The 12123-nt window shown below is 36.0% G+C and carries 5 protein-coding genes; all 5 read right to left on the bottom strand.

What is annotated here, in order from left to right:
• Window positions 1-39: 39 nt before the first annotated feature.
• Window positions 40-1161, bottom strand: coding sequence for a glycoside hydrolase family 43 protein (locus IHE43_RS11260; RefSeq protein ID WP_192188009.1), 1122 nt, complete (start codon window positions 1159-1161; stop codon window positions 40-42).
• A 2-nt stretch (window positions 1162-1163) separates the two neighbouring features.
• Window positions 1164-2018 carry a family 16 glycosylhydrolase gene (locus IHE43_RS11255; protein WP_192188008.1) on the bottom strand — a complete coding sequence of 285 codons (855 nt, stop codon included), beginning with the start codon at window positions 2016-2018 and terminating at the stop codon, window positions 1164-1166.
• A 117-nt stretch (window positions 2019-2135) separates the two neighbouring features.
• Entirely contained in the window at window positions 2136-6020 is a 3885-nt protein-coding gene (locus IHE43_RS11250) for a glycosyl hydrolase (protein ID WP_192188007.1), read from the bottom strand.
• A 438-nt stretch (window positions 6021-6458) separates the two neighbouring features.
• Window positions 6459-8441 (bottom strand): RagB/SusD family nutrient uptake outer membrane protein, encoded by a 1983-nt coding sequence (locus IHE43_RS11245; RefSeq protein WP_192188006.1) that lies wholly within the window; start codon window positions 8439-8441, stop codon window positions 6459-6461.
• 11 nt (window positions 8442-8452) lie between these two features.
• Entirely contained in the window at window positions 8453-11782 is a 3330-nt protein-coding gene (locus IHE43_RS11240; RefSeq protein ID WP_192188005.1) for a SusC/RagA family TonB-linked outer membrane protein, read from the bottom strand.
• Window positions 11783-12123: the final 341 nt, after the last annotated feature.

Below are 12123 nucleotides of genomic sequence, written 5' to 3'. Positions count from 1 at the left end.
ATACAATAAATGTAAAATAAACACCTGTTATATAGCTCGTTATTTTTCAAAAGAAGTCAGGTTCCATTCGTCAAGCCATTTTAAAATTGGTTTTTGATCTGTGATTGTTATCGGCAACCAGACATAACTGCCATCTATAGGATTATCAGGTTTCCATCTGTCAGCCATAAAAATAAATTGATCTTTTTCTCCCTGAACGGGAAGAATATAAGTGCTTTGTGAATGAAATGTAAGTTCCGCATCTTTACCCACACACGGATTTCCTAAAGCCTGCCATGGTCCCCAAATAGAATTAGATTTAAACGAACGTGCCGCATTAGGATCCCAACCGGTACAGCCAGAAGTTATCATATAATAAACCCCATCTTTTTTAAAAACTGCAGGAGCTTCATTATGACCTGTCGGCGCAACTCTTGTCCATTTTCCGGTAAAATCTAAATAGTCGTCTGTAAGTTCTGAAATATGAAGTGTCAAATTTTCTTCTGAAGAGCAAATAAGATACCCCTTAGCATCATCATCAATATATACAGTCATATCTCTGGACATTTGTCCCTTATCAAAATCCTTACGAACCAACATTCCGTTTTTTACTGCTGTAAGCCATTCGGGGCTCCAGGATTTCAAACCAGCCTCATTCGTTGAAGCCGTTTTATATTCATCTTTAAAATCTATTGGCCAAACTCCTTTATTAGGGCGATATGATTTTTTATATTTAAAGGGGCCTTTTGGAGAATCACTTACGGCAACAGCTGCTCTTGCAGCATTATAACCTTGTCCTTTAAGTTCCAAATGAAACCACATAATATATTTACCCGTTTTTTTATTAAAAACAACTTTTGGACGCTCTATTACACAGCCTTTTGTTATTTCGGAATTAGGATCTTGTTCCACTTTTAATACAATACCTTCATTTTTCCAATTGTATAAATCTTTTGAGCTGTAACAACTGACACCCTCTAAAGATGTATTTCCTTTGCGGCCCGAAGTCTTGTATTCTCCGTACCAATAATAAGTCCCGTCAACAAAAACAACACCACCTCCATGGGCATTAATATGCACTCCATCTGTATCTTTCCACTGTTTTCCCGGAGCAAAATAATTGTTTTGCGAGAAAACAAAAGAACATACAAAACTTATAATTATCGAATATTTTAATTTCATTTTCACTTACTTTTTTGATAAACCCTGATATAATCAATTATGTATTTTGATGGAAGATTGGCTGTCGTAAATTCTCCTCCATTTATTCCTCCTACAGCCAGATTCACTAACAAATAATGAGGCTGCTGAAATGGAATTATCTTTTGATTTTTATCCCGAATTGTTTCTTCCACATTAATTTCGTTTAGCAGTTGATCATCAACATATAATTTAATCCACTGTGCATCCCAATCCATTCTCCAGATATGAAATTTATCAGCCCAGGAATCATCTTTAAATTCACTCAGCATAACTGTTTTACTATCCCACGCGGTCTGTGCCTCATTTGATTTCCAGGCTGCATTGGCTAATATTTTTCCCGTATAATATTCCATGATATCAATTTCGCCATTTGCAGGCCAGTTTCCTTTTACACCCAAAGTCCAAAAGGCTGGCCACATTCCTTTTTCAACGGGAATTTTAGCACGCATTTCAAAACGTCCGTATTTCCAGGAATGTTTTCCACGGGTAATTAAACAAGAAGAAGTAACTTTTATAGAATCTCTGCTTTTTACCCAATCTTTATGGGTTTTAGATACAAAATCTGGATTGGCTCTGTTTTCATTTCTGGCTTCAATAATTAGAAAACCATCTTTGCAATAGGCATTTTCTTTTTGATACCACTGATTTTCCTGATTTCTCACAAAACCTGTTTCGTAATTCCAATTCTTTTCATCCGGAGAACCATTTGTATTAAATTCGTCTGCCCAGACTAACTTATAATCTTCAGAAAATGAAGGTTTTTGTTTGAACTTTACAAAACTAAAAAGAAGCATCAGGACAATTCCTGACACCAAAAACTTACCAATAAATCTCATTTTGAATTTATTTTTAATGTCAAATTCTAAGGATTTCTTTATTATGATAAGGGATCCCGAAAGACCCCTCATCATTTCTACACTAATTAAAACCAAACTTTACTTGTATGCAATGCATTATTTTTTAATAATTCGGAATGTTATATCCGGATGCGATGGAATCTTAATCAGATAAATTCCCGGCGGCTGATTTTCAATATTCAGATGGATTTTACCATTTTCACTTATGTATTTTGATGTTGAAATTAATTTTGCATCCGAAGCATAAATTGCAATTGTAACTAAATCCTCATTTGCTGGTAAAATAATATCGAATTGACCTGTAGTAGGATTTGGAAAAGCGCTAATCGTTTCAAAAGATTCCTCTTCCAATGTATTTAAAGCCAATGTATTTGAGTTTTTAGCGGTTAAAGCACCCGAAGTTGTCAATGTTTTAACCTGTAAAGCGTCAGAATACTGACTTTCACCTCCCGCATTTTCTGATGCAATTTTATAGAAGTAATCTTTATTTGCTTCTAAATTTGTATCACCAAAAATGCTGTCCTTGACATAAGCAGATATAATTTCATAAGCACCGTTAACAGTTACAGACCTTTTAATTTTATAAGATTCTGCTCCTGCTACAGGCGTCCATTTTAAATTGATTGCTGATGCTGATACTGCCTCACCCTGAAAATTTGTTGGAACCTCAGAAATCGCAGGCTGATCATAAACCAATATCGCTGAGTATGCTGACTCAACATTGTCTTTACCAACAACTTTAATTCTGTATTCGGCATGTGTACGAACCTGATCGATTTTTTCAACAACATTGTAATTGGTGGATTCGTAGAAAACTGAAAAGGCGCTTTCGCCACTTAGCTTTCTTTCAAGAACATATTTATTTACTAACTCCTGATTAGTTCCTGTCCATTTTACTGTAATATTTTTATAATCTGAAGAAAGGGTGTAACTCAACGTTTCTACTTTTGTTTTCCATAATGGAATGTATTCTTTAGCAGAATTATAGGCTTTCGCCGATGCATTTTTGGCGTAATATTGCCCTGCCGGAGTTAAAACTGTATAATCAGTTGCTGTACTGGAAATTACTGGCGCTGTTTGCAGCCAAACATAATTCTGCCAGTTTGGGTTTCTTGTTTTAAACGCATCATTTATGGTAACATACATTGCCCTGGCATCTTGTACCCAATTGTAGATTGAATAGCGCTCTACATAATCGGCACTTTCCAAAACAGTTAATATCGCTGCCAGGTCATTTTTGTGTTTCGTTGCGTTAGCATCAGTAAGTGTAGTAACAGCATCCGGAAAATTATTAGCTGTCCAGTTTGCACCAATATTCCATTCTGTTATCCAAATAGGTCTTTTGTATTTATCGTATATGTTCTGCAAATCACTTTTCCATTGTGCTGCCGTTTTATACCAGTAACAGTGAAGTGCTACATAATCAATTCTATAATTATTAGCCTCTGCCTGCGTCATAAAATTAGCCATCCAGGGATTATAAGGATCTGACGTTGCCGGAGAGCCTACTCTTAATCCTGATTTCAAAAGAGCCGGCCAGGAACTTATCGCCGCTTCAACTGTCATATTGGATTGATCAGGACGATCTGGTTCGTTAAATCCTAATAAATGAGTATAGCCATCTTTAGTATAAGCTGGTGTAAATGAAGGCCACCATTGGGTTTGGCGTATTGGTACATATTCTACGTTTGGTGTAGTATCCATTCCTGTATTCCAATTGTAATACCAGGTAATATTTGTTGAATTGATCGCTTCTGTACTTCCACCGGCCAGTCCTTTTTTAGTGACCTGGTGCCATCTCATTGTTCTGACAAATGAAATTGTTCCTTTCAAATTAATTGGTAAAACCGAAATTTCAAGATCTTCATTTTCTGCTATATAAACTCTGCTGTATCCTGATCCGTCTGCACTTGTGGCAAAAGTTGCCATATAACCTTTTTTCAATTTAAAGGATTTGATCGCATTATCAAATGCTCCTAAATTATCAAATGGAGTTACTGTAACATATTGCTGAGATGCGCCTGCAAAATTTTCGTCGGTAAAAACTTGTAATGGCTGATAATCTACAACATAAGGCGAGACAACTGTACCTGATCCATAATTTGTGACATTGGCGTTTGTACCATTACTTGCCATAACACCGTTTACAGAAACATATTGTAACTGCGAACTGATAACTTCACTCGGTTTAATATTTTCAAAATACAAACGGTTATCTGCTGAACTTAAATTTACTGTCGAATTGATTAAAGGATTATATCCGTTTTTTAGATATAAGGAAGCCGTTCCGCTTAACACAACTTTTGATTTTGTATAAGCAGCAACATTTGTGTTGCTCGTAATATCTATAGTTTGTAACGACGGACTACTAATTTTCTCCGGTGCATAAGCCACATTCTCAAAAGTAACTGAAGTAACTGCCATGTCAACAGCGCCGGTTGCGTAATTTTTACCAATAACAATGTTTGCTGTCTGCTGTCCCTGAACTTTTAAATCACCTATTCCGAAAAGCGCTTTGGCTCCGGTTACGTTTATATAATAAGTACCTGCACTTTGAGATTGAAAAGACAAATCTCCTTTTCGTAATTTATTAGCAGCTCCTGTTACAAAACTTTTTGATGCTATAACTGTTCCTCCGCCATTTGCAGCTGTGGAAACAGATACTGTCATTTGAGAACCAGGACTTAAATTCGAAATGTATTCATATATCCATGAAAACTGATAACCTTTTGAGGCTTCTAACTGTACCGGAAAAGAGTAAACTGAATTTTGAATCGCAGTACTGTCCCATCTGATATACATTAACCTTCCGCTGTAAACTGAATTATCTGATTCGAAAGTATGACCTGAAGTTACATCCATAAACCGTGCTCCGGTAGTACTGTTTGCTGTATTAAAAATAGATGGCGAAGTAACATTTGTCCACCCATAAGCAGCAGGAGTTCCTGAATTATCATTAAAAAATCCGTCCCAGTTATTAATTAAATTTGAAGATTTAAGTTTTAAATCGGCAATCGCCATAAGTCCGTAATCACCAGTGATTGTCAAATAATAAATACCGTCAGAATTTGAAACAAAAGATAAATCTCCTTTTCTTAATTTGTTGGCATTACCAGTTGTAAATGATTTAGAAGTTATAACACCTGATCCGTCTGCACCTGATGAAATCGCTACATTAATTTTCGCGCCGGGAGCAGCATTAGATATGTATTCGTAAATCCATGAAAATTCATATCGCAAGCCCTGTTCCAACTTAACCGGATAGCTATATGTTGAAGTTGAATAACTTGCATTATCCCAACGTATGTACATTATTCTTCCGCTGTAAACTGAATTATCCAATTCAAATGTATGTCCTGAAGTTACATCCAGGTATCGAACCCCACTGGTTGAATTTGCTGTATTCCACGGAAGACTTGCAGCCGTATTAGCCCAGCCATAATCGTTAGGTTTGCCAGAATTATTCCCGGTGACTCCAGCCCATCTTCCTAATAGATTATCAGTGCCATATGCGATTGTTGTTCCTGAATTATCATTTAAAAAATCAAGCGTTTTAGAAGTTAAATAATTTCCATCCTGATAAATATTGGCAACACCGTCTTTGATTGCATACCTGTAAGTTTGTTCCTGAGCATTATCTACGGAAGTACTTAAATTCTCTGGTATTGATAAGATTGTGGTAGTATTAAAAGTAGTTTTATCTAAAGATGTTCTAAATCCGAGACCAATTGTATTCTTAACCTCGACATCTAATCCTCTGCCTACAGCAGCATTAACTTTGGCTTTTACTTCTAAAGTAAATTCAGTTTGACTGCTTAAAGGAAAAGATATAATATCTGGATTCGTACCATTAGTAAAAGTCTTAGAAGCACTCAATGTCGTAGCCAAATTGACTTTGACAGGCAAATTAGGCGCTTGTGCAAAAATTTGGTGTACAAAGACCGATAACCATATAAATAAAATTGGGTAGAGCTTTTTCATATGAAATTTTGTTTTAAAAATTATTTTAAAATTTTGATCAATACTCTCTTTAGCAACCATCACAATTATTTACCTGAGTCGCTAAAGCATTCCTCTTTAAAAACCAAATAAGAATAGCATCTGGTTTTTTATTACTGTAAAAATTTTATTGAAATTTTATATTATCATTTTATACATTGCTAAATCCGTGATTTTTCTTTAAATCATAGGATCACAATATATTTTTGAATCGAAATTTATTCATGCGAATTATAATGACTACCAGTATTATCCCTTATAACCAAATCAGGGATAATACTTAGTCATCAACACACACACTTATAAAAACTACTAATTAAGAAGTTGGAAGTTTAAAATCTTTATGAATGTATCTTCATCTGCAGTAAAAGAAAAAAAATCAAATTACTGCAGTTTAGATATTTTTAATTGGGCAGCTAATTAAAGTTGAGTTTCATCTGCAACAGCATCCTGCCATTTATCCCAAACCTTAACGTTAGGATCGTAACCATCATAACCGAAGTTCTGACTTAATTTACCTTTAATATTAGCCGTTATAGCACTGTTTGGAATAGGCCAGTAGTTATTACGTTTGTCCATAGTATAAAACTTAGTACCGTTTGGAACAACAATTCCACTTGGATATTTGTTGTAAAGGGTATAATGCGAAATACGCTGGTACCAATAACTACCTCCGGCTGCATCAGTTCCGGATTGTTTATCCCAATTGGTTTTATTGTAGGTCTGACCCCACTCATCTGGTTTTCCACTCAGGGCGAGGCAGTGTGAAATACGTTTTAACTCTGCATTTCTCCACTCTTCCAGATAAAGTTCTCTTCCTCTTTCTGCACAAATATCACCAATAGTTACCTGCCCGTACATTTGAGAAGCTCCGGCTCTGGCTCTGATAACATTCACGTCCTGAGTTGCTCCGCCTACATTACCCTGATAAAAACGTGCTTCTGCTCTTAGCAAATAAGTTTCAGCTAAACGATATAAATACCAATGTGCTTTACTTCCGGTACTAGCTCCTTGAAAATCAGTTGCATTTGGATTAGTTTCATTTACAACATCATGCAAATAGATTTTATACAAGGGAAAATCAAACCATTCACGAAGCGTATCTTTTGACAAAAAAGTGGTACCATTTTTTAATCTAAAATTTTGTTGGTAGAACGCAGAACTCTTATCACTGTATTTAAGATCTTCCATATTTACCCAGTTCCCAACAGCGCTATTATGTCTAAGATCCTGCTTATCCTCAATACCGTTTACAACCCACATAGGGTGTTGTGAATAATAGGAAGCGCTAATAGTACCAATACCACGTCCTAATGCTCTTGCATAATCATATTTAGCCTGATAATTAGCATTATTTGAAGCAAAACGATTTGCTGCTTGTTTTCCATCAGGAGTGGTAAGAGTACCCGAATTCCAGTTTGGACCAAAAATTCTCATTGAAGCAAACGGTAAAAATGATTGTACTCCTCCATTCGGCATAACCAATATGGCTTCTCTGTTACCAGCAATAACCTTATTTTCAGGTCTGTGTAAATCCCAGATTACATTTCTGTTTATCGCCCATGTTGTTGGATTTCCTCCTGGGTCAAAAGTTCCAAAAGAACCCTGCATTAAAGAATAGCCAGATTGATTAATCAGTAAATCTGCCTGTGTTTCTGCGTCTTTAAATCTTCCGGAAGCCAGGTAACACTTAATCAATAACTGACGACATGCGCCTTTGTTTACCACACCCACATACGGTAGTTTTGACTGATCCGGTACCCATTCTACAGCCTTTTCCATATCTGCTGTAATCATTTCAATGATAGCTTCTTTTTTAGTAGAATAATAACTCTGCTTTGGAACCTCCAGGATTTTAGTAATCAATGGTATATCTCCAAATTGATATACCAGATTAAGATAACGGTATGCTCTGTGAAAATAGGCCTGACCGATATATTTACGTTTAACTTCTTCAGTTAAACTTGTCACATTATCAATGTATGTCAATACGGTATTAGCATATTTAATACCTGTATAACCTTCATCCCAGTAAAATCCAAGATAAAAATCATCATTTGTTGCTGTTTTAAAACTTCCGGTAGGCACTATAGTGTTAGCAAAATCAGAAATAGTGCTACTATTATCCGTTTTTCCGTATTTTGCCATATCAGAGAAAACATATTCCGTACCGATAGGCACACTGTTTGAGGCAGCATTATAATGAATATAATTATTACGCAACCCTTTATCAGCAATTGCCAAAGTCGCCTGCAACCCAGATTCAGTAGTAAATGTAGTTTCTGGTTCGTAAAACGAAAGCGGATCCGGCTCCAGAAAATCCTCTGAACAGGAAACCAAAAGAGCAGCCACTACTACTAAAGGTGCAAGTGTTGAGATTTTATTTTTTATATATCTTTTCATTGTTGTAATTATTAAAGTGAAACGTTAAAACCTAAATTAAACATTCGTGTTGCTAATCCCCCTGTTTCCGGGTCTCCGTAATATTTCCATTCACCAGAAGCAGACCATGTTGCAGCGTTCTGAACTGAAGCATAAATTTTAAAATTTCTAACATGCAAGCGATCTATTAGGTCTTTAGGAAGTGAATAGGCCAACGAAATATTGTCCAGACGTATAAAACTACGATCGTATAATTTTGCTGTTCCGGCTCCTGCAGGCCCTCTTGCATCAAGACGCGCCCAGTCATTGGTTGGGTTGTCAATTGTCCAATATGGATTTACAAACGGATTGTAGTTGTTTGTATATAAACTACCATCGTTATACGTATTCATGTAACGTCCATCAAGCGATTTGTGCCCCATGTAGGAATACATATTAATTGCCAAATCCCAATTTTTATAAATTTTAAAGTCATTACGCAGCGACCAGTTGATTGGAGGTGCTGTCTGGCCTAAAAACTGTCTGTCTTTTTCATTATAAGTTGGTTTTCCATTCACATCATCAGCAGTGTAGCTGTTTTCCACTTTTGGGTCACCAGGACGCTGTCCGTATTTTGCAGCTTCTGCATACTCATCCTTTTGCCAAATTCCGGTTACTTTATAATCCCAGATTTGAGAAATAGGTCTGCCAATAAACCATCCATTTGTTTTATCATCTGCTTCTTTTGTTCCGATTACATTTCCATTGGCATCCTTAATATCTTCCATATTACCATATAATGCATTAATCGTATTCTCATTGTATGAAAAAGCAACGCTGGTAGTCCATTCAAAATTTGGATTTTTTATATTTAATGTAGTAAGGCTTATTTCAATCCCTTTATTTTCAACCTCTCCAAGATTGGTTGCGATTGATCCAAATCCAGAGAAACCAGGAAGACGCTGACTCATGATCATATCATTAGTAACCGATCTATAAATATCGATTGTACTCGTAATTCGGTCATTTAAGAAACCAAGGTCAAGACCAATATTAGTTGCCGTTGTTTTTTCCCATTGCAAATTTGGATTTGCCATACGATCAATTGCCAGGTATTTCATATCAACAATGTTTCCTGAAGCATCTATATATCCCATTGTTGCTCCTGTACCTGAACCTAAATTTGCCAAAGCTAAGTATGGATCAGCAAGCGATCTATTTCCGTTTTTACCCCATGACAAACGTAATTTACCTGTGCTTAAAGGATCCCAATGGAACCAGCTTTCCTGATTAAAGTTCCATCCTAAGGCTACAGAAGGAAAGGTCGCATAAGGATACGAAGCTCCAAATGCCGAATACCCATCTCGACGTACAGTTCCTGTTATCATATAACGATTATCAAACGAATAAAAAAGTCTCGCCATTAATGCATCGGCTGTTTGATGTGTATCTGTACTGGAAAATGTACTATTTAAAAGCGTTGCATTAGCAATATTATGAAAACCTAAGGCATCTGAAGGCTGAATATTACGTGCATAAACAATATCTGACCATGTTTTAAGATCTTCAGCTTCCTGAACAAAAGTTGCTATGATATGGTGTTTCTCATTAAACGTATGATCCCATGCTATTGTATTGTTCAAATTCCACGTAAATTTTTTACCATTACCTCTATCTACTCCTATGTTAACCGGATTCCAATTTTTATTACCTGCTGACTGAAAATAACGATTGTAAAAGAATTCATATCGTGGTGAAGCATTAAACGAATACGTAATACCTAAAGGTAAAGTTACCTTTGTATTGAAAATGGTATTTAAGACAGTATACCCTTTTTCAAGCTCCATATACTGGCGATCATAGTAATAATTATATCCTCCAATTGTTGGTCCCATTGGTTGTCTCGCAAAATCACCATTCGCTTCTTTAAAGTTAGAGAACGGGCTGTTTCTTAACATATTTGCATCCCAATAATTAGTACCGGTACCAACAGCTATGTCTCCATCTGAACGATCCTGAAAATTAACGTTTGCTCCAAATTCAAGCCAGCTTGTAATTTTAGCATCCACTTTCATATTCGCACGAACTGCAGAATAATCATTACCCTGAATAGCTCCTTCTGACGTTAAATACCCCAAAGACATATAATAATTTACTTTATCGCTTGCTCCGGAAACACTTAAATTATTGTCGTGATTTATTCCTGTTCTAAAAGTACTATTATACCAATCGTGTGTTTTTCCTTCTGTAAAATTCTTTAAAAGTGAAGCATCAGTAATACCCAAACGCAATCCCCATACTTCATTTAAGCTTTTCCCTTGTATTTGTCCAGCTGGCTGATACGCTAACCATTGAGCCTGAGATATACCATACTGATCTAATTGATTAGGGTTTGAAAAATACCCTACCTGACCAACACGGGTTGCAATATAAGGTTCGTATTGCCCTGTTGTTGTATTTGCACCATACGTTTTAGCAACTTCCCAATCTTCACGATATTTTACATACCCTTCTGGAGAATACACATTGCGATAAGCGCTTTCATTAACAACCGTCGTGTTTGTAGTAACATTAATAATAGGCTTACCGGTTTTTCCTTTTTTTGTTGAAATAACAATAACCCCTGCTGCCGCTTTAGATCCATAAACAGCTGTTGCAGACGCGTCTTTCAAGACATCTATCTGGCCAACATCATCAGGATTAATTTCTGAAAGCTCACCGTAGAATTGCATTCCGTCTAAAATAATAAGCGGTGAATTATGATTGGCACCATCAGGATTGTAAACAGAAGTCTGCCCACGAATTTGCAAAGACCCTCCTCCTTTTGCATCAGCTGAATAGCCAACTTTTAGACCAGGAACGCCTCGCAATAAATCCTGAACGGTCTGTGGATTTTGATTGGCTAAAGCTTCTGGTTTAACCTGAACAATTGCGCCCGTTAAATCCTTTTTCTTCATTTTACCATATCCTACAACCACCACTTCATCTAAAGAAGCAGCACTTTCTTCTAATTGTATGATAATATTTGTTTGGCCATTTACAGGTACTTCCTTGGTTACATGACCAACATATGATACTACTAGTATTGCATTCTCATTTCCTGCCAGCGTAAATTTTCCGTCAAAATCTGTTACAGTTCCTTTTTTTGTACCTTTTATCATAACTGAGGCGCCGGGAAGCGGAATCCCCTTGTGATCTTTAACCTGCCCGGTTATGCTAGTTTGTGGCTGTACTTTTTCTGCCCCTTTTGTACTGGTAGAAGTACCAGTGTATGCCTGTACCTGAGATAATGAAACCAGTACGCAAAGTATTGTAAGTTTCTTTTTTAAATCAAATCCAGATGCATAATCAGGAGTCTTAATCTTCCTAATAAAGTTTGTCATGTTGGTTGTAATTTTTTTGGTTAATTGATTAGTTTAAGTTCGCAAACTATTGCAACAACAAGTAAATAAGTGTGTTTTTTACAATTTTGTTTTTCAAAATTTTTTAAGCACCAATTTAATATGTGTTAACATATAGTTTGCAATGCAAATCTAACGTAAGACTAATAAGTAAAAGGGGGTAATTACGACATTATACAAGGGGCAAATCAGCATTTTTACATGAATTAAGCATTATTTTTATAAGTATGATAAAAAAACCATATTTAAAATATACTTTACATAATTATTTAAGAACTAATTATGACATGCGAAATATTATAACACATTACTATTTTAGTAAA

Origin of the sequence: Flavobacterium sp. MDT1-60, assembly GCF_014844035.1 — a bacterium.
Taxonomy (GTDB): domain Bacteria; phylum Bacteroidota; class Bacteroidia; order Flavobacteriales; family Flavobacteriaceae; genus Flavobacterium.
The sequence above is the reverse complement of the archived record's forward strand: the minus strand, read 5'-3'. Positions and strand labels throughout refer to the sequence as shown.